Raw genomic sequence first — 19,999 nt, 5'->3', positions numbered from 1 at the left:
TTTCGGCCGCCCCGGATCCGAGGGGCGAGACGTAACGGCGAAGCCGAAGTATCGCCCCTCGGATTCGGGGGACCCAGGCCGAAACCCCGCGGCGCCAGCCGCCATGAACACAGGAGCCAGATGGTATTCGCGCTGGGGTTCGCACTGTTCGCCCTCGGTATCACGATCTCGATCGCGCTGCACGAGTGTGGGCACATGTGGGCCGCGCAGGCCACCGGGATGAAGGTGCGCCGCTACTTCATCGGCTTCGGGCCGAAGGTGTTCTCGTTTCGTCGCGGGGAGACCGAGTACGGCCTCAAGGCGCTGCCGCTGGGTGGTTTCTGCGATATCGCGGGCATGACCGCGCTCGACGAGCTCGAGCCGGAGGAGGTCGACCGGGCGATGTATCGGCAGGCGACCTGGAAGCGTCTGGTCGTGATGTTCGGCGGTATCGCGATGAACTTCCTGTTGGGGTTCATCCTGTTGGTGATTCTGGCGATCGGTTGGGGTCTGCCGACCTTGGACCAGCCGCCCGCGACCCAGTTGGGTGCGATGAGCTGCGTCGCGCAGGAGAACCCGGACAAGACGCTGGCGCCCTGCACCGGTACCGGTCCCGCCCAGCGCGCGGGTCTGCAGTCCGGTGACGTGGTCAAGGCCGTGAACGGGGTCGAGGTGAGCACCTGGGCGCAGTTCCAGCTCGAGACCCAGAAGCAGACCGGCCCCTTCGACTACACGATCGAACGCGGCGGCCAGACTCTGACCGTGCCGGTGACTCCCGAGCGGGTCGTGCGCTCGCCCAAGGAGGGCGCCAGTCGCGAGGTGAGCGCGGTCGGTGTCGGTCCCGCGCCCTTCGCCCCGCCCAAGCAGTACGGCGTGGTGGCCGCGATTCCGGCGACGATCTCGTTCACCGGCGACTTCCTCGTCGAGACGGTGAAGTCGCTGGCCAAGATGCCGCAGAAGGTCTCGGCCCTGTGGGAGGCCGTCACCGGCGGCGAGCGCGACCCGGAGACCCCGGTCAGCGTCTACGGCGCCAGCCGGCTCGGTGGCGAGACCGCCGAGCGTGGCCTGTGGGGCATGTTCATCCTGATCCTGGCGAGCCTGAACTTCTTCCTCGGCGCGTTCAACCTGTTGCCGTTGTTGCCGCTCGACGGCGGTCATATCGCGGTGGTGCTCTACGAGAAGATCCGCAATACGATTCGCGGCTGGCTCGGCAAGGCCCCTTCCGGCCCGGTCGACTACCTCAAGCTGTTGCCGTTGACGTATGTGGCGGTGGTGATCGGCGGCGCGTTCATGCTGCTCACCCTGGCCGCCGACATCGTCAACCCGATCAGCCTGCGCTGACACACACGATGGCCGGTGTCGTGGCCCTCACACGGCGACCGGTCACCGCGCGCGACTAAGCTCGACACCGAAGCCCTGGTCGACTCGAGAACGTAAGGAAAGAAGGCAGCCGAACGTGACCACCACAATCGGATTGGGGATGCCGGCCGCCCCCGCTGCTGTTCTCGCACCCCGGCGCAAGACCCGCCAACTCATGGTCGGTTCGGTCGGCGTCGGCAGTGACTCGCCGATCTCGGTGCAGTCGATGACCACGACCAAGACCCACGACGTCAACGCCACCCTGCAGCAGATCGCCGAGCTCACCGCCTCGGGCTGTGACATCGTGCGGGTGGCCTGTCCGCGCCAGGAGGACGCCGACGCGCTGGCCACGATCGCGAAGAAGTCGCAGATCCCGGTGATCGCCGACATCCACTTCCAGCCGCGCTACATCTTCGCCGCGATCGATGCCGGGTGTGCCGCGGTGCGGGTGAATCCGGGCAACATCAAGGAGTTCGACGGCCGGGTCGGCGAGGTGGCCAAGGCCGCGGCCGCCGCGGGCATCCCGATCCGCATCGGTGTCAATGCCGGTTCCCTGGACAAGCGGATGTTGGAGAAGTACGGCAAGGCCACTCCCGAGGCGCTGGTCGAGTCGGCGCTGTGGGAGGCGAGTCTGTTCGAGGAGCACGGCTTCGGCGATATCAAGATCTCGGTCAAGCACAACGACCCGGTGATCATGGTGGAGGCCTACCGTCAGCTGGCCGCGCGCAGCGACTACCCGCTGCACCTGGGCGTCACCGAGGCGGGTCCGGCGTTCCAGGGCACCATCAAGTCCGCGGTGGCCTTCGGCGCGCTGCTCAGTGAGGGCATCGGCGACACCATTCGCGTGTCGCTGTCGGCGCCGCCCGCCGAGGAGATCAAGGTCGGCAGCCAGATCCTGCAGTCGCTGAACCTGCGCCCGCGCAAGCTCGAGATCGTGTCCTGCCCGTCGTGTGGTCGCGCCCAGGTGGATGTGTACACCCTGGCCGACGCCGTCGCCGCCGGTCTGGACGGGCTGGAGGTGCCGTTGCGGGTGGCCGTCATGGGCTGTGTCGTCAACGGTCCCGGCGAGGCCCGCGAGGCCGATCTCGGTGTCGCCTCCGGCAACGGCAAGGGTCAGATCTTCGTCAAGGGCGAGGTGATCAAGACCGTGCCCGAGCATCTGATCGTGGAAACCCTGATCGAAGAGGCGATGCGCATCGCCGAGGAGATGGGCGAGCAGCCGGGTGCCGAGCCCGTCGTCAGCGTCGGCTGAGTTCCTCTCACGGTCCGGCGTCGGATTCGACGGACCCATACCGCTGGGCGTGGTTTCGTGGCAGGCTGATGCCGTGCGGAGTCTGCTGGAGCCGACGCGACGGTCCAAGACCGGTCCCGCGCGCCCGGTGAGTGTGCGAGACCTGGCCGAGGTGCTCCGGGTCCTCGACGATGACCCGGTGGCCTCGTGCATGATCGCGGCCCGCGTCCAGGAGTTCGGGCTCGACGCGCGCAGCGGTGTCGGTGAGCTGTGGACCCGTGGCGGTCCCGGCGATTCCCTGTGTTTCTCCGGTGCGAATCTGGTTCCCCTGCGCGGTGACCGGCACGCCTTGCGCGCGTTCGCCGATCGGGCGGCGCGGTGGCCGCGGGTGTGTTCCTCGGTGGTCGGCCGCCGCGAACTCACCCTGCCGCTGTGGGACATGTTGCTGCCGAGGTGGGGTCCCGCGCGCGAGTTACGCGCCGATCAACCCCTGCTCGCGCTGGGCCAGCTCGCGACCGTGCGCGCCGACAGCGGGGTGCGTCGCGTGCGCCCCGACGAGATCGACCGCTACCTGACCGCCGCGATCGCCATGTTCATCGAGGAGGTCGGCGTCGACCCGCGCACCGGTGACGGTGGTCGCGGCTATCGTCGCCGGATCAAGAGCCTCATCGAATCCGGGCGGGCCTGGGCACGTTTCGAGGACGGCGTGGTCGTCTACAAGGCCGAGATCGGCTCGCTGTCGCGCCGGACCGGCCAGATCCAGGGCGTCTGGGTGCATCCCGACTATCGCGGTTCCGGGGTCGGCACCGCGGGCACCGCTTCGGTCGCCAATGCCGTTGTGGCGACGGGTCGTACGGCCAGTCTCTACGTCAACGACTACAACCGGGTGGCCCGTCGCGCCTACAGCCGCGTCGGTTTTCGCCAGATCGCCACCTTCGCCACCGTCCTGGTCGACTGAGTTCCGGCGGCAAATCGCAAGGGCGACACCGTGTTGCACCCAGGTGGAGGGCCGGTTCGCCGCTACCATCTGGCCGATGAGGACACGGATGCTCACCAGCTGCGCGGTGGCCGCCCTCGTGGTGGCGGCGACCGCCTGTTCATCGGGCGCCCAGGGACCGGTGCCCGCCGCCGACGCCTTCGCGCGGGCTTTCGCCGAGCACGACCTGTCCGCCGCCGCCGCGCTCACCACCGCGCCCGACAAGGCCACGGCGGCACTGACTTCCGCGTGGGACGCCCTGCAGGCGGAGAAGTTGTCCATCCGCACCGGTGACGCGCGCGTGCGCGGCGACACCGCGACCGTGGACTACACCTACCAGTGGACCCTGCCCAAGGGCCGCCAGTGGACCTACTCCGGCGAGCTACAGATGGGCCGCAGCGACGGCCGCTGGCTGGTGCGCTGGACCTCCTCCGACATCCACCCCCAACTCGGCGACACCCAGACCATGGAACTGCGCACCCGTCCCGCCCCGCGCGCGCGGGTCAACGAGTCCGCCGGCAGCGACGTGCTGGTGCCCGGCAAGGTCTCGCGGGTGAAGTTCACCGTGGCCGACGCCCCCGACCCGACCCGGGTCGCCGGCGCGCTGGCCGCGGCGCTGAGCCGCATCGATCCGGTGGCCTACACCCCGCAGACCATCCTCACCGCCGCCCGTCGGACCGGTGGGGCGCACACGGTGATCCTGCTCAACGAGTACGAGGCGGACACCATCGGCGGCGAGCTGATCGGCCTGCCCGGGGTGACCCTGACCCAGGAGTGGGACATGGTGCCCACCGATCGCAAGTTCGCGCCCGATCTGCTCACCCAGGTCCGCAAGACCGTGATCGCCGAGGTCGACGGCAAGGCGGGCTGGAGCGTGGTCACCCGCAACGCCGACGGCGCCGATCTGGACGTGCTGCACGAGGAAGCGGCCGAGCCGGCGCCGTCGTTCGCGCTGAGCATCGACCGGTTCGTGCAGAACTCCGCCCAGCACGCCGTCGACCTGCGCACCGAGCAGACCATGATGGTGGTGATCAGGCCTTCCACCGGCGCGATCCTGGCGGTGGCCCAGAACAAGGCCGCCGACCGTGACGGACCCGTGGCCACCAGCGGCCAGTACCCGCCGGGCTCGATCTTCAAGACGGTGACCGCCTCGGCGGCGATGGCGGCGGGCCTGGCGGGCCCGCAGACCGTGCTGGCCTGCCCGTCGAGCACGATCATCGGCGAACGCACCATCCCCAACTACAACATGTTCTCGGTCGGGGACGTGCCGATGGCGACCGCCTACGAGCGTTCCTGCAACACCACCTTCGCCCGCCTGGCCAGCAAGCTAGAGCCCGACGCGCTCACCACGGCCGCCGCGCGCCTCGGCGTCGGCCAGACCTACCGGGTCGAAGGCCTGCCGACCGTGTCGGGCTCGGTGCCCGCCGCCGAGGGCATCGTGCAGCGCGCCGAGGACGGCATCGGGCAGGGTCGGGTGGTGGTGAGCCCGTTCGGCATGGCGGTCATGGCCGCCACGGTCGCCAACGGCGCCGCTCCGACGCCGTTTCTGATCGCGGGCAGGCCGACCGAGGTCACCGGCGATCGCCCCGAACTCGCCCCGGACGTGGTGGACGGCCTGCGGGCGATGATGCGCATGGTCGTCACCGGCGGCACGGCCGAGCGCATCAAGGATCAGGGGGAGGTATACGGCAAGACCGGCGAGGCCGAGGTCGACGGTGGATCACACTCGTGGTTCGTCGGCTATCGCGAGGACATGGCCTTCGCGACTCTGCTGGTCAAGGGTGGCAGCTCCGACAACGCGGTCGCGGTCACCCGGGATATGTTCGCGGCGCTGCCGTCGGGGTACTGACGGCGCGGGCGGTGAGGTCGGGTCAGTCGGCGTTCTCGGTCGCCAACAGGCCCCGCACCACCGCGAGCGAGGTGCTCTCGGTGTGCGACGACGCGGTGTCGTGCAGCACGTTGTAACTGGCGACGGGTTCGGGTGCGGCGCTGGTGGCGCCGTCGAGTACGTCGATGACGGCAGCGCCGCCCAAGATCATCCCCGCGGTGGTCAAGATCAGTGTGGAACGCCTCATATTTCGTCTCCCTCGTCCAGGGTCTCGACGTGTTTCGGACTGCCCTTCTTCGATTGGCTGAGGGTTAGCTGATATATCACCGTAGAGCGGTGGTTACGGCGGCGACAGGCGGCGACAGTAAGCGACACACAATTGTTGCCCTGTGTGCGGGCGCGTTCGAACGCGCTGCTCAGGGCACTCAGCCGCGTTGCAGAGTGGCGGCGAGATGGTGTTGCAACGATTCGCCGACCGCGGCCATGCGCAGGGTGTATTCGATCGTGTCGCCGGTGACGTGAAAGGACCGACCGACCGCGCTCACCGATTTCGCCGACTCGCTGAGGCCGATATTCGTCGAGTTCAATTCAAGGCGAATTCCGTCGACCGTTTCGGTGATCGTGCCCTCGCAGATCTCGGTGATTCCGGTCGGATGCGCCAGCACCAATTCCACCCGGCCCGGTGCGGGGCTGCGCAGGTAGCCGGTCTCGGCGTGCAGTGGCCTGCCGTCGGCTCCGGCCTTGGTCCGCTGCTGGTAGGTGAGGAACGGTCGGCCCAGATGCCCGAAGGTGATCTCCTCGACGTAGTCGAAGGAGTCGATGGTCGGGTACTCGCCGTGGCCGCGCCCGCGCCACGACCCGAGAAGTGGTGCCAGGGCGGCGATGTCGGGATGCGGGACGACGGCGGGGGAGGGTTCGGCCACGGCCGACAGCCTAGACCTGCGGTGGCGACACACCGTGGCTCGCCTCACGATAAGGTCAGCCACGCCTGAAATGCCGTCCGGCGGAAGGTCGAAAGGAAAGAACGTGAACGGACATGTGAGGGGTACCCGCGCGGCGCGGTCCGGGCTGCTGCGCGGTGTGGTGCTCGGTACGGCGGTGCTGCTCGCCGCGGCGTGCTCGAACACCGAGCCCTCCACCGACGTCGCCGCGCTGGACGGCAACCGCTACAGCCAGACCGACCTGGCCGCCGACAAGGACTTCTACCAGGCACAGATCAGGGTGTCGGGCATGGTGAACACCTGGGGTCTGGCCGATCGGCCCAAGGGCGCGGGCGGGCACTTCGCGGTCGGCGCGGGCGGCCGGGCGTTCCAGTTCCTCGGCGATGTGCAGTCGTCCTCGGATACCAAGCTGCAGAAGCTGTCTCAGGATCAGTTCACGCACGTGGGCGTCCCCGGTGCGGATGCCGACACCTCCGACAAGAGCATCGGCAAGGTCACCGGCGTGGTGTTCAATCCCGCGCCGCTCAACTCCGACGCGTTCGTGGTGCGCGATCAGTGGGTCGACCTCGACGGAATGCCGTTGCCGCTCACCGGTTCCGCGCGGTACGTCTTCGCCACCGATTCGGGCAAGATCTCGGCCTGGACGGAGCAGGCCCCCGACGGCGCGATCGTGCGGCGCGACGGCGGCGCGAACCAGATCTTCGACGGGTCCGCCCAGGGCATGGCCTTCTTCGGTCTGGCGCTGTCCCCCTCCGGCGACAAGCTGCTGGCCGCCGATTTCGGCACCGAACCGCAGGTCCGCACCTTCGACAAGCACTGGCAGCCGGTCGTGACCACCGGTTTCGCCAACCCGTTCGCCACCGGCGAGGTCATCGACGCCTCGTCCCCGGAGAAGGGCAAGAAGGCCGCGCCGGGCGATCCCGCCCCGTTCAACATCACCACCCTGGGCAGCCGAGTCTTCGTGTCCTACGCGGTGACCAAGGCCGCCGACAAGGATCCCGAGGCCTTCGCCGCCGCCGAGGCGGAATCCTTCGCGGCCGACCAGGAACGCGCCTTCGACGGCAAGCCCGACCGCGGCAAAGTCGCCGAGTTCGACGGCACCGGCAAGCTCGTGCGCATCATCGACGACGGTGGCCGGCTCAACGCGCCGTGGGGTGTGGCGATCGCGCCGTCGAACTTCGGCGCGCTGTCGGGCAAGCTGCTGATCGGCAACTTCGGTGGCCTCGGTCGCGTGGTCGCCTACGACGACACCACCGGTACCTTCGTCGACTTCCTGCGCGACGCCTCGGCCAAGCCGGTGGAGATCGATGGGCTGAGGGCGTTGATGTTCGGCAACGGCGAGAGCCTCGGCGACCCGAACGCCCTGTACTTCACGGCGGGCCCCAAGCAGGGCAAGGACGGCCTGTTCGGCAGTCTGCGCCTGGCCTGAAACACCGGACGAGCGCGGACAACCCGGATGTCCTGTGGGAAACAGTGTCCGGTGGGTCCGCGCTGGGGGACAGTGGAGCGGGGAAGGGGTCGGGCTTCGTGTCATCCACGGAGTTCGACTCGTTTCCGTCGCACGTGATGGCACCTCCATCGGGGTGTCGTGCCCTCGAGCCGGAGGTGTCGTATGCGGGTGTGGTCCGAGGACGTCGTCGGTTCCGTTCGGAGGCGGTGACATGCGGCAGTCTGCGCGCGCGGGAATGCTGCCCGGTCGAGACGTCCTGCTGGCGGCGTTTCGCGGGTTACCCCACGACGACCATCCCATCCTGCACGCGGCGGGCGAACTGGCCCTGCTGCACCAGCTGCGCGAGCGAACCCCGTGCGGCCAGGCCGAGCGCATCGATCGCCGTCGCGCCCAGCTCATGCGCGCGATCGATCGCTGGGTCATCCTCGCCGCCCCGGTTCCGCCTGCCGCGGCCGACGAACACGGCGAATCCCTCGGCGATCTGGTCGACCGGCTGGCCGAACACAGCTCCGTCGTCGCATCCACCGACGACGCGTGGACGCGCCTCGACCACCTGGCCGACAGCTACGAGCGCCTCATCGCCGACCTGTGGTCGGGTGCGCGCAGCCTGCCGACTCGCACCTATCAGTCCTGAGAACTACTGTTCGGCGGCCGAACTGGTGATCTCGGCGCGTACCTCGGCGATCAACTTGGCCGAATCGCGCGGACTCAACGCCATCGCGCGCAGCTGATCGAAGATCACCCCGAATCGCCTGATCTCCGAATGCCCTTCGACCAGATCGTGCACCGACATGCTCTCCACGTACACCAGCTCGGGGTCGACCGGATTGCGGAAGTCGAGCAGGGTGAACGAGCCTGCCATGCCGGGGTGGGCGCCGGCGTCGAACGGAAGTACCTGCAGGATCACGTTCTTGCGCTTGGTCTCGTCGAGCAGCCGGTCGAGCTGTTCGGCCATCGTCGCGGGCCCGCCGACGACGCGGCGAATCGCCGCCTCGTCCATGACGACCCAGAGTTCCAGCGGATCTTCCTTGGTGAGGTTGATCGCGCGATCCATGCGCGCCTGGGCGCGGCTCTCCATCACCGTGGCGTCCAGGCGCGGCATGGAGGTGTCGATCACCGCGGCCGCGTAGGCGAAGGTCTGGAGCAGACCGGGCACCGTTGAGGTCTGGTACTGCCTTGCCGACAACGCTTCCGCTTCGAAGTTGATGTAATTCGCGTACACCTCGGACACCGCGCCCTCGTAGGGCCGCGACATGCCGGGTTTGAGCGCGTCGGTCAGCAGGCTGAGTGCCTCCTCGCGCATTTTGTCGTCCACCTGGTACAGATCGAGCATCGCGCCCAAGGTGCGACGTTGCGGACGCGCCTGCGCCATTTCGATCCGGTACAGGGTGGTGACATTGATTCCGGTTCGCGCGCTCACGTCCTCCTTGCTGAGCTGGGCGCTTTCGCGCAGCTCGCGCAGCATCGCGGCGAGGCGACGGAGTCGGACGGTCAGGGTGGTGCGCTTGCCTGCCATGAATCGCATTATTGCGCTGCGCGGCCCCGCTGTCACGTGTTCGGCGAAGAACGAGACATAGGGATTGTCATGGTGTTCGGCGCGTCTTCGAGGCACGCCGGAAGGCTGTGTGACGCTGCGGATGTGACCGCCGGTTCTGTCAGGGAGGCTTTACTGCAGGAGTGATAACGCAATCTTGCGTTTCGCGTTGTGAGCGAGCATGATCCAGTTAGCCTGGTTGCGAACAATCCGAACAGATGACCGGGAATAACCGAATCGAGAGCCAATCATGTTGGTAGACAAATCTTGGGTGTCGGGTGAATTCGGGGCAGTGCGATGAGCGCGCCGGTGATGGGGATTCTGCCGACCGCGCCACAATTGTTGTGCGCCTTTCAAGGACGACGATTTCAAGATCGCGAATTGTTGCGATCGGCGCACGCGCTCGCTGAACTGCACGAACGACGCGGTCAAGTGCGCGATACGGCATTGATCGCCGAAATAGACTGCCGTCGCAGCGAACTGGTCGACGACATCAACGACTGGTGCGTGCAGGAGATCCCGCTGCACCGCAACGGTGCCTCCCTGCACACCGAGAGCCTCGGCGCGGTGGTGGACCGGATGGCGCGTAGCTGGGTGGATGCCAACCAGGCCATCGACGTCGACGGCGCGCGAAGCCACAACACACACAAGCACTGGTATCACCTCGCCGAGCTTGTGGATGGTTACACAGATCTGGTCACCGATGTGGCCGGTGGACGACGTAGGTTGCCGGGGCAGTAGCGGCTAGTTCGGCTCGGGGGACAGTCTCGCCTCGAAGGCGACGCGGTCCCCTCGGTAGAGCGAGCGCACCCGTTCGATGGGTGCGCCGTCGGCGTCGACACTGCGCCGGTGCAGCAGCAACATCGGTAGTGCGGTGGTGCATTCGAGCAGCCCCGCCTCGCGCGGAGCGGCGAGTACGGTTTCGATGCGTTCGCGCGCACCGGCGAATTCGACGCCGGTGGCGCGGATCGCGGCGTACAGCGACGTGGTGGGGTCATAGCTGCCGCGCAGGGTGGCGAAGCGGTGCAGCGGCAGGTAGGTGCTCTCCAGTCCGATGCGGTCACCGTCGGCGAGCAGGACCCGTTCCAGGTGCATCACCTCGGTGCCCGGCGCCACCTCGAGGTCGGCGGCCGTCGCCGGGTCGGCGGGCACGTCCGCCCAGGTGACCAGGATGCGGCCGGGGGTGCGCCCGAGGCTGATCGCGCCCTCGGTATAGGAGCGCAGCGACAGCGGTTGGGTCAGTTTGGGGCGCGAGACCACGGTGCCGCGCCCGCGTCGGCGAATTCGACCCTCCACCAACAGTTCCCGCAGTGCCTGTCGCACGGTTTCGCGGGCGACGCCGAAGCGGGTGGCCAGGTCGCGTTCGGCGGGGACCGAGTCGCCTTCCTCGAGATCGGCCAGGATCGACTCGATCTCGGTGCGAACCAGGAACACCTTGGGAACTCGGGTCGGGTGCGGTGAAGCCATGCCGCCCAGCGTACCCGGATTGGTCTATACCAAAATTTAACCTGACGTTCGCCCTGCCCACGCCTATCGGTCTAGACCATTTGTCAGTATCGATCCCATGCGATTGGTCATCATCGGCGGCGGGATTCTCGGCACCGCGCACGCCTGGGCGGCGATAGCCAGGGGACACGAGGTCGTGCACCTCGAACGCGAACGCGAGGCCCGCGGCGCGACGGTCCGCAACTTCGGTCTGGTCTGGGTCTCGGGCCGTTCGGCGGGCGAGCTCGAGCTCACGCTGCGTTCGCGCGAGCTGTGGGAGGAGATCGGCGGCCGGGTGCCGGGCGTCGGCTTCCGCCCCGCGGGCTCGATCACGCTGGCGCGCACCGCCGCCGAACTCGCGGTCGCCGAGGCCGCGGCCGCGGGCGACACCGCCGACGCGCGCGGCTTCACCCTGCTCGACCCCGACCGCGTCCGCGCGCTCAACCCCGCCCTGCGCGGCGACTACCTCGCGGGCCTGCACTGCTCGACCGACGCCGTCGTGGAGTCGCGCCAGGCACTACCCGCGCTGCGTGCCCACATGGCCGCGACCGGCCGCTACACCTTCCACGAGGGCACCGAGGCCCGCTCGGTACTCGACACCGGTTCCGGCGCGGTCGTTCTCGACGATCGAGGCCGCCGCCACGAGGCCGACCTCGTCGTGCACTGCCCCGGCGCCGCTCACTCCGGCCTCACCCGCGAACTGGCCGGCGAACTGCCGGTGCGCCGTGTACGTCTGCAGATGATGCAGACCGCCCCGCTGGACGAGCCGCTCACCACCGCGATCGCCGACGGCGACAGCTTCCGCTACTACCCGGGTTTCGCTGGCCCGCAATTGGATTCGCTCACCGCCGAGCAGTCGCAGACCGCGACCGCCGCCGAGCACAAGATGCAGCTGCTGTGCGTGCAGCGCCTGCACGGCGGCCTGACCATCGGCGACACCCACGAGTACAGCGAACCGTTCGCCTTCGACGTCGACGAAGCGCCCTATGAGCACCTCACCGAGGTCGCCGAGGCGCTGCTCGGCCGCAAGCTGCCGTCGATCGTGCGGCGCTGGGCCGGTGTCTACAGCCAGAGCGTCGATCCCACCGCTCTCGTTACCCGGGTCCGCGCCGACACCCACGTCTGGGTCGTCACCGGCCCCGGCGGGCGCGGCATGACCCTCGGCCCCGCCATCGGCGACCAGACCGCCGACCAGATCGGACTGTGAGGAACACCGTGCCCGACAGCAGAATTCAACTCGCCGTGGTCGACATGGCGGGCACCACCGTCGCCGACGGGGGACTGGTGCTGCGCGCCTTCGAGCACGCCGCCACCGCCGCCGGGATCGAGACCGAGGGCCCGCGCCGCGAACAGGCCCGCCGCTACGTCGTCGACACCATGGGGCAGTCCAAGATCGAGGTGTTCCGCGCCCTGCTCGACGGCGACGAGTCCGCCGCGCAGCACGCCAACCGCGCCTTCGAAACCGCCTACGACGCCCTGGTCGACGAGGCCGACATCGCCCCGATTCCCGGTGCCGTCGAGGCGATCACGGCACTGCGCGACGCCGGTGTCCGGGTCGCGCTGACCACCGGATTCAGTCGCGGTACCCAGGACAAGTTGCTCGCCGCGCTCGACTGGGCCGACCTCGTCGACCTCACCCTCGCCCCCTCGGACGCCGGTCGCGGCCGCCCCTACCCCGACATGGTGCTGGCCGCCGCGTTGCGCCTCGGCGTCGACGCCGTCGACCGGATCGCCGTACTCGGCGACACCACCAGCGATATCGCCACCGGTCTCGCCGCCGGTGCGGGCCTCGTCGCGGGCACCCTCACCGGCGCGCACACCGCCGACCAGCTGCGCGCCGCCGGTGCCACCCATGTCGTGGCCTCGGTCGCCGAGTTCCCCGCACTGGTCGCGGCCCGCTGAAACCTGCCGTCGCGGTAGTCGCCGCGGCGTCGCCCTGCCTCTGAACGAAAGTTGTTGTGATCGTGCGTACTTCCCTCATCAAGGCCGCGTTGCTGCTGGCCGGAGTCACCGCCGTGGCGTTCACCGGCGCCTGCGGTGGCACCGGCACCGAATCCGCGAGCGGCAAGACCGTCACCGTGTACTCCGCCGACGGTGTCGGTGGCTGGTACAAGAACCAGTTCGACGCGTTCACCAAGGAGACCGGCATCGCGGTGAACCTGGTGGAGGCGGGCTCGGGCGAGGTGGTGAACCGGGTCGACAAGGAACAGTCCAACCCGCAGGCCGATATCGTCGTCACCCTGCCGCCGTTCATCCAGAAGGCCAAGCAGTCGGGCCTGCTCCAGCCCAGCGGTATCGACACCGCCGCGATCCCCGCCGCCGCCAAGGACGCCGACGGCACCTACGTGACCATGGCGAACAACTTCCTGTGCTTCATCGCCAACCCCGCGGTCGACGCCTCGGCGCTGACCTGGGACGACCTGCTGAAGCCCGAGTACAAGGGCAAGCTGCAGTACTCCACCCCCGGCCAGGCCGGTGACGGCACCGCGGTGCTGGTGCTGCTGCAGCAGTTGCGCGGCAAGCAGGGCGCCCTGGACTACCTGGCCGCGCTGCAGGCCAACAATGTCGGCCCGTCCTCCTCCACCGGCAAACTGCAAGCCAAGGTCGACAAGGGCGAGCTGCTCATCGCCAACGGTGACGTGCAGATGAACCTGACCACGGTCAAGGAGAAGGGCTCGAACTTCAGCGTCTTCTTCCCCGCCGCCGACGGCAAGCGTTCGACCGTCGCCGTCCCGTACATGATGGGCCTGGCCAAGGGCGCCCCGCACAAGGACGACGCCACCGCGCTCATGCGCTTCCTGATGGCCCCGGCCGCCCAGTCGACGCTGGGCCCCGACGCCTTCGCCGTGTCGCCCCGCACCGACGTCGCCGCCCCGGCCGACGGTGGTTCCGCCGCCGCGCTGACCGGCGTCGAGGTGGTCCCGGTCGACTGGGACAAGGTCCTGTCCGAGCTCGACGCCGACCTCGCGGCGTACCAGAAGGCCACCGGCAGCTGATCGCGGCTGTGACACAAGGGAGTTGACGATGTCCGACGGTGCCCTCCAGATGAGATCCGCCACCTCGGTGACGGCCGACGACGAACCCGCGATCGCGTTCGACCGGGTCGGGGTCAGGTACGGCAGGGGCCGCACAGCCGCTGTCGCCCTGGCCGATTTCAGCCTGCGGGTCGCCGTCGGCGAGACCGTCGCCCTGCTCGGCCCGAGTGGGTCGGGCAAGTCGACCGCGCTCAAAGCGCTGGCCGGCTTCGTCCGACCCACGTCCGGCCGGGTCCGCCTCGCGGGCCGCGACGTCACCGACCTCTCGCCCGCCCGGCGCGGGATCGGGGTCGTCGTCCAGTCCTACGCACTGTTCCCGCACATGAGCGTGCACGGCAATGTGGCGTTCGGCCTGACATCGCATCGGGTGCCGCGCGCGGAGATCGGCGCGCGGGTCACCGAGGCGCTCGACATGGTCGGCATGGGTGCCTACGCGCGACGACTACCGCGTGAACTGTCCGGCGGCCAGCAGCAGCGGGTGGCGATCGCCCGTGCGCTGGCCATCAAGCCCCGCGTGCTGTTGCTCGACGAACCCCTTGCCGCGCTCGACGCCCAACTGCGCCATTCCATGCTCGGGGAACTGCAGGCATTGCGAAAAGCGTTGCCCGACACCGCGATGCTCTATGTCACCCATGACCAGTCCGAAGCGCTCGCGCTGGCGGACCGGATCGCGGTCATGCGCGATTCCCGGCTAGTCGACATCGACACTGCCGAGAACCTGTGGCAGCGTCCGCCCACCGATTTCACCGCCGGTTTCCTCGGAGGCGCGAATCTGTTGCCCTGCACCGTGAATCACGTCAGCGGCAGTGTCGCCCTCGTCACGGCCGGTGTGCATACTCTGCGCGCTGAGGCACCGAAACCCGGTGTGGGACTGGTGGAGTGGGCGCCCGCTGCCGAGGCGCTGCTGTGTGTTCGCCCGCACACGATCACCGTCGGCAAGGTCGGTGAGCGCGATACCTTGCGCGCCACGGTGCTCACCTCGGTGTGGCGGGGCGCCACGACCAGGGTCGAACTGGCGGTCGACGGGCTGCCCGGCGCGCTCGCCGCCGAGGTGTCGGGACATTTCACCGGTGCGGTCGGCGCGGTCGTCGGCGTCGCACTGGCGGACCCAGCGGGGGTTCTCATTCCCCACACCGTCGGCGAACCATACGGCGGCACAAACAGTTCCACGACTGCGGAGCGCGCGTCATGAGGGCCCTGTCGTCGCAGACTCGCGTGACTGCTCGCGAGTGCTTCGTCCGATCGCGGTCGCTCGATTCGGCGCGCCGAGTAGCCGATCCGCTCGGAGCGACCGCCCTCGAACCGATCATGCGCGAGGTGCGGCGATGAACACCACCGTCCTCGATCGGCCCGAAGTTCCGTCGAAACCACCTGCCGCGCAACGGTCATGGCTGCCCATCGTCTGGACGCTGCCGCCGGTGCTCGTGGTCCTCGGCATCGCCGGTTACCCGATTGTGCGGGTGCTCACCGAATCCACGCAGACGCCGACCGGACGCGGCACCGACGTATGGACCTCGGTCCTCGGCTCCGCATTCTTCCGAGAAGCGTTGTGGCGCACCGTCTCCATCGCTGTGTGTTCGACGGCGGGCTGCCTGGTCCTCGGCACCTTCCTCGCCGTCGTCCTCGCGTTCGTGCCGTTCCCCGGCTCGGGTCTGGTCGGTCGCCTCATCGACACCATCCTCACCCTGCCCTCGTTCCTGATCACCCTCGCGTTCACGTTCCTCTATGGCACCGCGGGCGCGGTGAACGCCCTGATCGCCGAATTGACCGGCGCCACCACCCCTTTCATCGACTTCCTCACCACCCCGCTGGGCGTGATCCTGGCCGAGATCACCTACTTCACCCCGTTCGTCGTGCGCCCGGTGCTGGCCGCCTTCGCGCAGCTACCCCGCGAACAACTCGACGTGGCAGCCAGTCTCGGCGCCTCACCGTGGCGGGTACTGCGTCAGGTCGTGCTGCCCGAAGCCTGGCCCGCGCTCGCGGCGGGCGGCTCGCTGGTATTGCTGTTGACGCTCAACGAGTTCGGCATCGTCCTGTTCACCGGCGCCAAGGGCGTCATCACCCTGCCCGCCCTGATCTATACGCGCGGCATCGTCACCTTCGACCTCCCCGGCGCGGCGGTCCTGGCCTCGGTCCAGGTCCTGCTCTCACTGAGCCTGTACCTCGTCTACCGATTCGTGTTCGCCCGCTTCCTCGCCCGCCCGAAGGATCGCTGATCATGCTCGTCTGGACTCCTCGCGGAAAAGCTTTGGTACTGGGCGTTTTCGCGCTGGTCGTCACGGTGGTCTTCGTCGCCCCCATCGCCACCGTGATCGCCGCAGCCCTGGCAGGCAGCTGGACCGGCCCACTACCGTCGAACCTCGGCCTCACCAATATCGGCAACGCCCTCAGCGGCGAACAGGCCGCCAGCCTCTCGGTCAGCCTGCAAACCGCCCTCCTGGCCGGCGCGATCTCCCTGATCCTCGGCACCTGGGCCGCCCTCGCCGCCCGCGAAGCCCCCACCTGGCTACGCCGCCTCACCGACGCCGTCTTCCACCTCCCCGTCGCCGTCCCATCGGTAGCGATCGGCCTCGGCGTCCTCATCGCCTTCAACGAGCGCCCCCTCCTGCTCGGCGGCACCAAGTGGATCGTCATCCTCGCCCACACCGTCTTGGTCCTGGCCTACACCTTCAGCGCCGTCTCCGCCGCCCTCGACCGCCTCGACCCCACCTACCGCCAAGCCGCCGAATCCCTAGGCGCAGGCCCGATCCGAGTCCTCTGCCACATCACCCTCCCCCTCCTCCTCCCCGCCCTTGGCGCCGCCGCCGGCCTGGCGATAGCCCTCTCCATGGGCGAACTGGGCGCCACCATCATGGTCTACCCCGCCACCTGGAAAACCCTCCCCATCAGCATCTTCGCCCACACCGACCGAGGCGAAGTCTTCGACGCCGCCGCCGGAACCACAGTCCTGGTAGTGGTGACCTTGATCGTGCTGACCATCCTCGGCCGCCTCCGAGGCCGAGCGGCCCTACGCTGATCGTCTTCCCGAACGCCCCCCGCGCCCACCGTCGACGCGCAGGTCGTGGCCGTTGACATAGGCGGCGTCTCTCGAGGCCAGGAAGGCGGCCGCGGCAGCCGCCTCCTCGGCGCCGACCAAGAGAATGTCTCCGTTGTGGATGCGCGGCATACGGTCCCCTGGTCGTCCTCGGTCGAATTCGAGGGTGTGCAGGCCTAGGCCGAGCGGCTGGTGAAGTCGAAGGAGTCGCCGTCTATGCCCCAGGTGATGATGCGTTCGGGGTGGATTCGGATGATGGTGCGTTCTTGGGGTGGGAACGGGGGTTCTTGGTCGTCGAGGGTTTCGGCGGTGCCTCGGACTTCGATGCCGCGAATGACGTAGGGCTCCACGGAGATCTGCTGGTCGATGACGAAGGAGACGCGGCTGCCCGCTTCGATGTTGCGGTACTTGCGGCTGGCGCGCATGCGCATGCCGCCGATGTCGATGGTGCCGTCGGCGTTCACGCGGTAGTTGGTGGGGTTGTTCTGGACGATGCCGTCGGGGGAGACGGTGGCCAGTCGACCGATGCCGGCCTCGGCGAGGAACTGCTGTTCGTTGCTGGTGAAAGTCATGGTGGGTTCTCCTTGGTGGATTCGATAACCGGGATCAGAACAGGATCAGGGCGGCGCAGAGTCCGGCGAGGGCGATGAACTGGAGGGTGACCCGGTACTTCAGGATGCTGTCCCACTTGTCCTGCAGCGCACGGGCATTGGCCGGGATGATGCCGCTGCGGGCGGCGGCGGTCTGCTGGGTGTTGATGGGCTTGGCGATGCGCACGTAGAGGGCGAGCCAGGTGAGCAGTGCCGCGACCGAGATCCCCGCGGCGACGGCGGCGGCGAACTGGCCGACGACCAGTGCGATCAGCACGGTGAGCACCGCGGTGATCACGCCGCCCGCGCCGACGACCGGCATGCGCTTGTCGCCGTAGTAGTGACCCCAGCCCGCGCTCATGGTCACGGTCGCGTCGTCGAGCTTGCGGTAGACGGACCGGGTGATCACGGCGCAGCTGACATCGGTGCCGTAGACGACGGCATTGGTGAGAACGGCGGCGGTGGCGATGAGTTGGCCGGTGATGATGAGCATTTCGTGTTTCCTCTCCGAAAACCTAGCAATGCTAGGAACTGGAGCAAAGATAACATCAGCACATTACTGTTGTCTAGCGATGCTAGATTTCGGATAGGCGCAAGGCCGACCTGGCATCACCGATGGGCGGTCAGGGACGTGACGAGAACGCGGCCCGCGTCCTCAGAAGCTGCTGACGGACACTCTGGAGCGGAACGGAAGCGTCGAGGCCGCCGGGCAACCGCACCCGGCCTCGTAGGCCGTCGTCAATCGCTGGCGCTCAAAGACAGCCGAGCTATGTGCGTACGGGAGACCAGCACGAAGTCATTCCAGATATTGGCGTAGTAGCCGTCCGGGCGGACCTCCACTTGCGCCGCGAACCGGATGATGCCGAGCGTGCACTCGATATCCCGGGCGAATTCGTCTATCAGTGCGTCCAGCGCGGCATCATCGACGGACGGACCCAGCGGTGGACGCATCCGGCGGACCTCGCTTCGAAGGTGCCCGGGCCACCGCGAAACCGGCTGTATCACCACGGTGTCGAGAATCGGGTCCGCTACGACGCGGAGTATGCGATCTCGTAGAGGTGTACGTCGGATGAAAAGCTCGCCGTCCAACGCGATGATCGGGTCGAGGTCGATGATGACGGCGTGGTTGGTGGCTGACAGCGTTTTCGCGAGTAGGCGCGCAGTGTCGGCCAGGCGTACACGTGTGTGCTCCGGTCGCGAGATCACGAAGGCCCGCAGGCCGACGCCCCCGCGTTCTTGGCCGCGAAGTAGCGGGTCTGGGCGGTGGCGAAGGTGGTCTGATCGCCGGTGCCCAGCGACATCTTGGTCATTTCCTTGCCGAAGGCCTCTGCGGCGGTGGAGTATTCGGACATCGTGGTGTTGAGTCCGGCGTCGACGCTGTTGTTCCGCAGCGAACTGGCGACAGCCTCGCTCGCGTCGTCGAGTGCGGTTCCGGCGTCTCGGGCCGCACCCAGAGTCGTTGTGCGATCGGCCTTCTCGTCCAGGCGCCGTTTGAGCGCGTCGATCTTGCCCTGCACTTTCAGTGCATGGACGACGAACTCCGCGCACACCGCCCCGCGTGCGGCCTTCGCCTTGGACGACGATGTGGCGGCTGCGGCGGTGACATAGGCCGCCCGCTCGGTCTCGTTGACGACGGCCCGACCGCTGACGGACTGCGTGCAGCCGACCGTGACCACACCCCCGCACACGGCCACCACGGCCATCAACAGTCCAGCAACACGCGTGTTCATCGAACCCCCCGGCTGTCGGACCCCACCAGCCCGATCTCGTTGTGTGGCACAGCGTCACGGCGACGGCCGTACGTCAGCAGACTACAGGCCCGTGCTGTTCGCGAGCGGGCGGCAAGATGTCGGTGGGCGGGCTTACCCTGAGCGCGTGTCGGTACTTCCTCTGATCTTCACCGCGGGCTGGGCCAGCGGAATCAACGCGTACGCGGTGGTGTTCCTGCTCGGATTGTTCGGCCGAATCGGCTGGGCGGGCGACGTCCCGCCCGGCCTACAGCGCACCGACGTGCTCATCGCCGCCGGCGCCCTGTTCCTGATCGAGGCCGTCGCGGACAAGATCCCGTTCCTCGACTCGTTCTGGGACGCGGTCCACACCGTCGTCCGTCCCGCCTCCGGCGCGGTCGTCTCGGCCCTGATCGCAGGCCAAGACGATTCCCTCCCCACGATGTTCGCGGCCGCGGTAGGCGGAACCACCGCCCTGCTCAGCCACCTCGTCAAAGCCGGCACCCGGATGGCCGTCAACACCTCTCCCGAACCGGTCACCAACATCGCGATGAGCACCGTCGAAGACCTCAGCGTCGGCGCCGTCATCACCCTCGCCGTCTTCTTCCCCGTCCTGGCAGCGGCGATAGCGGCCCTCCTCCTTGCCATCGGCCTCTGGCTGCTCTACCTGTGCGCCACCAGAATCCGCCGCTACCTCCACCGCCGCCGAGAACGCCGCGCCACCCGAACCCTCGGTGCCCGGCCCGCGGAGTAGTCCTGGGCGCTTACCCCGACCACGCGCCGAAGTCGCCCGTGCAATCACAGCCCCACGCCGGTGAATCGGCGGCGCG

22 protein-coding genes are annotated in these 19,999 nt (G+C 68.3%); 14 read left to right on the top strand and 8 right to left on the bottom strand.

All coding sequences use genetic code 11. The annotated features are described in order from the left end of the window. Positions 1–120 precede the first annotated feature (120 nt). The 4 genes from ACFP3H_RS17175 to ACFP3H_RS17160 all read left to right on the top strand — a co-directional run bounded on the left by ACFP3H_RS17175 (position 121) and on the right by ACFP3H_RS17160 (position 5,394). A complete protein-coding gene (locus ACFP3H_RS17175) occupies positions 121–1,320 on the top strand; it encodes a M50 family metallopeptidase (protein WP_378606983.1) in 1,200 nt (399 codons plus the stop codon). Between the two features lie 115 nt (positions 1,321–1,435). Next, positions 1,436–2,590, top strand: a complete 1,155-nt coding sequence (gene ispG / locus ACFP3H_RS17170; protein ID WP_378606980.1) for a flavodoxin-dependent (E)-4-hydroxy-3-methylbut-2-enyl-diphosphate synthase — start codon at positions 1,436–1,438, stop codon at positions 2,588–2,590. 73 nt (positions 2,591–2,663) lie between these two features. Then, the gene (locus tag ACFP3H_RS17165; RefSeq protein ID WP_378606977.1) at positions 2,664–3,527 is read left to right on the top strand and encodes a GNAT family N-acetyltransferase; all 864 of its coding nucleotides are present in this window, start codon (positions 2,664–2,666) and stop codon (positions 3,525–3,527) included. A gap of 76 nt (positions 3,528–3,603) precedes the next feature. Then, complete coding sequence (locus ACFP3H_RS17160) at positions 3,604–5,394, top strand: penicillin-binding transpeptidase domain-containing protein (RefSeq protein WP_378606974.1); 1,791 nt, start codon at positions 3,604–3,606, stop codon at positions 5,392–5,394. 22 nt (positions 5,395–5,416) lie between these two features. Here the strand turns inward: ACFP3H_RS17160 and ACFP3H_RS17155 are convergent, their stop codons facing one another. Continuing rightward, on the bottom strand, positions 5,417–5,620 hold the full coding sequence (locus ACFP3H_RS17155; protein ID WP_378606972.1) for a hypothetical protein: 204 nt from the start codon (positions 5,618–5,620) through the stop codon (positions 5,417–5,419). 178 nt (positions 5,621–5,798) lie between these two features. After that, entirely contained in the window at positions 5,799–6,296 is a 498-nt protein-coding gene (locus ACFP3H_RS17150; protein WP_378606969.1) for a peroxynitrite isomerase, read from the bottom strand. Positions 6,297–6,399: 103 nt separating this feature from the next. Here ACFP3H_RS17150 and ACFP3H_RS17145 point away from each other — a divergent pair, with 103 nt between their 5' ends. Together ACFP3H_RS17145 and ACFP3H_RS17140 are read left to right on the top strand one after the other, a co-directional pair. After that, on the top strand, positions 6,400–7,743 hold the full coding sequence (locus tag ACFP3H_RS17145) for a TIGR03118 family protein (RefSeq protein WP_378606966.1): 1,344 nt from the start codon (positions 6,400–6,402) through the stop codon (positions 7,741–7,743). 232 nt (positions 7,744–7,975) lie between these two features. Next, on the top strand, positions 7,976–8,398 hold the full coding sequence (locus ACFP3H_RS17140; RefSeq protein WP_378606963.1) for a hypothetical protein: 423 nt from the start codon (positions 7,976–7,978) through the stop codon (positions 8,396–8,398). A gap of 3 nt (positions 8,399–8,401) precedes the next feature. Here the strand turns inward: ACFP3H_RS17140 and ACFP3H_RS17135 are convergent, their stop codons facing one another. Continuing rightward, entirely contained in the window at positions 8,402–9,280 is an 879-nt protein-coding gene (locus ACFP3H_RS17135) for a helix-turn-helix domain-containing protein (protein ID WP_378606960.1), read from the bottom strand. 399 nt (positions 9,281–9,679) lie between these two features. Between ACFP3H_RS17135 and ACFP3H_RS17130 the strand changes: the two genes are divergently transcribed. After that, on the top strand, positions 9,680–10,039 hold the full coding sequence (locus ACFP3H_RS17130) for a DUF4254 domain-containing protein (protein ID WP_378607454.1): 360 nt from the start codon (positions 9,680–9,682) through the stop codon (positions 10,037–10,039). Positions 10,040–10,042: 3 nt separating this feature from the next. On the opposite strand, the gene ACFP3H_RS17125 is transcribed toward ACFP3H_RS17130, so the two are convergent. Then, positions 10,043–10,765, bottom strand: coding sequence for a GntR family transcriptional regulator (locus ACFP3H_RS17125; RefSeq protein WP_378606957.1), 723 nt, complete (start codon positions 10,763–10,765; stop codon positions 10,043–10,045). A gap of 97 nt (positions 10,766–10,862) precedes the next feature. Between ACFP3H_RS17125 and ACFP3H_RS17120 the strand changes: the two genes are divergently transcribed. From ACFP3H_RS17120 to ACFP3H_RS17095, 6 genes are all read left to right on the top strand, one after another. After that, complete coding sequence (locus ACFP3H_RS17120; RefSeq protein ID WP_378606954.1) at positions 10,863–11,990, top strand: TIGR03364 family FAD-dependent oxidoreductase; 1,128 nt, start codon at positions 10,863–10,865, stop codon at positions 11,988–11,990. Positions 11,991–11,998: 8 nt separating this feature from the next. Continuing rightward, positions 11,999–12,685, top strand: a complete 687-nt coding sequence (locus ACFP3H_RS17115) for a phosphonatase-like hydrolase (protein WP_378606951.1) — start codon at positions 11,999–12,001, stop codon at positions 12,683–12,685. Positions 12,686–12,741: 56 nt separating this feature from the next. Continuing rightward, positions 12,742–13,779 (top strand): 2-aminoethylphosphonate ABC transporter substrate-binding protein, encoded by a 1,038-nt coding sequence (locus ACFP3H_RS17110; protein ID WP_378606948.1) that lies wholly within the window; start codon positions 12,742–12,744, stop codon positions 13,777–13,779. 28 nt (positions 13,780–13,807) lie between these two features. Next, positions 13,808–15,010 carry an ABC transporter ATP-binding protein gene (locus ACFP3H_RS17105; protein ID WP_378606945.1) on the top strand — a complete coding sequence of 401 codons (1,203 nt, stop codon included), beginning with the start codon at positions 13,808–13,810 and terminating at the stop codon, positions 15,008–15,010. Between the two features lie 133 nt (positions 15,011–15,143). Beyond that, a complete protein-coding gene (locus tag ACFP3H_RS17100; protein WP_378606942.1) occupies positions 15,144–16,034 on the top strand; it encodes a 2-aminoethylphosphonate ABC transporter permease subunit in 891 nt (296 codons plus the stop codon). 2 nt (positions 16,035–16,036) lie between these two features. Next, positions 16,037–16,834 (top strand): ABC transporter permease, encoded by a 798-nt coding sequence (locus ACFP3H_RS17095; RefSeq protein ID WP_378606939.1) that lies wholly within the window; start codon positions 16,037–16,039, stop codon positions 16,832–16,834. A gap of 194 nt (positions 16,835–17,028) precedes the next feature. On the opposite strand, the gene ACFP3H_RS17090 is transcribed toward ACFP3H_RS17095, so the two are convergent. The 4 genes from ACFP3H_RS17090 to ACFP3H_RS17075 form a co-directional block, all read right to left on the bottom strand. Further along, entirely contained in the window at positions 17,029–17,424 is a 396-nt protein-coding gene (locus ACFP3H_RS17090; RefSeq protein ID WP_378606936.1) for a PPOX class F420-dependent oxidoreductase, read from the bottom strand. A 34-nt stretch (positions 17,425–17,458) separates the two neighbouring features. Continuing rightward, positions 17,459–17,935 (bottom strand): DUF1772 domain-containing protein, encoded by a 477-nt coding sequence (locus ACFP3H_RS17085; protein WP_378606934.1) that lies wholly within the window; start codon positions 17,933–17,935, stop codon positions 17,459–17,461. Positions 17,936–18,180: 245 nt separating this feature from the next. Beyond that, complete coding sequence (locus ACFP3H_RS17080; protein ID WP_378606931.1) at positions 18,181–18,648, bottom strand: hypothetical protein; 468 nt, start codon at positions 18,646–18,648, stop codon at positions 18,181–18,183. Then, positions 18,645–19,172, bottom strand: coding sequence for a hypothetical protein (locus tag ACFP3H_RS17075; RefSeq protein ID WP_378606928.1), 528 nt, complete (start codon positions 19,170–19,172; stop codon positions 18,645–18,647). Before ACFP3H_RS17075 ends, ACFP3H_RS17080 begins: the two co-directional genes overlap by 4 nt. Positions 19,173–19,317: 145 nt before the next feature. Between ACFP3H_RS17075 and ACFP3H_RS17070 the strand changes: the two genes are divergently transcribed. Further along, on the top strand, positions 19,318–19,923 hold the full coding sequence (locus ACFP3H_RS17070) for a DUF4126 domain-containing protein (RefSeq protein ID WP_378606925.1): 606 nt from the start codon (positions 19,318–19,320) through the stop codon (positions 19,921–19,923). Positions 19,924–19,999: the final 76 nt, after the last annotated feature.

Origin of the sequence: Nocardia lasii, from assembly GCF_042658545.1 — a bacterium.
GTDB classification, from domain to species: domain Bacteria; phylum Actinomycetota; class Actinomycetes; order Mycobacteriales; family Mycobacteriaceae; genus Nocardia; species Nocardia lasii.
The sequence above is the reverse complement of the archived record's forward strand: the minus strand, read 5'-3'. Positions and strand labels throughout refer to the sequence as shown.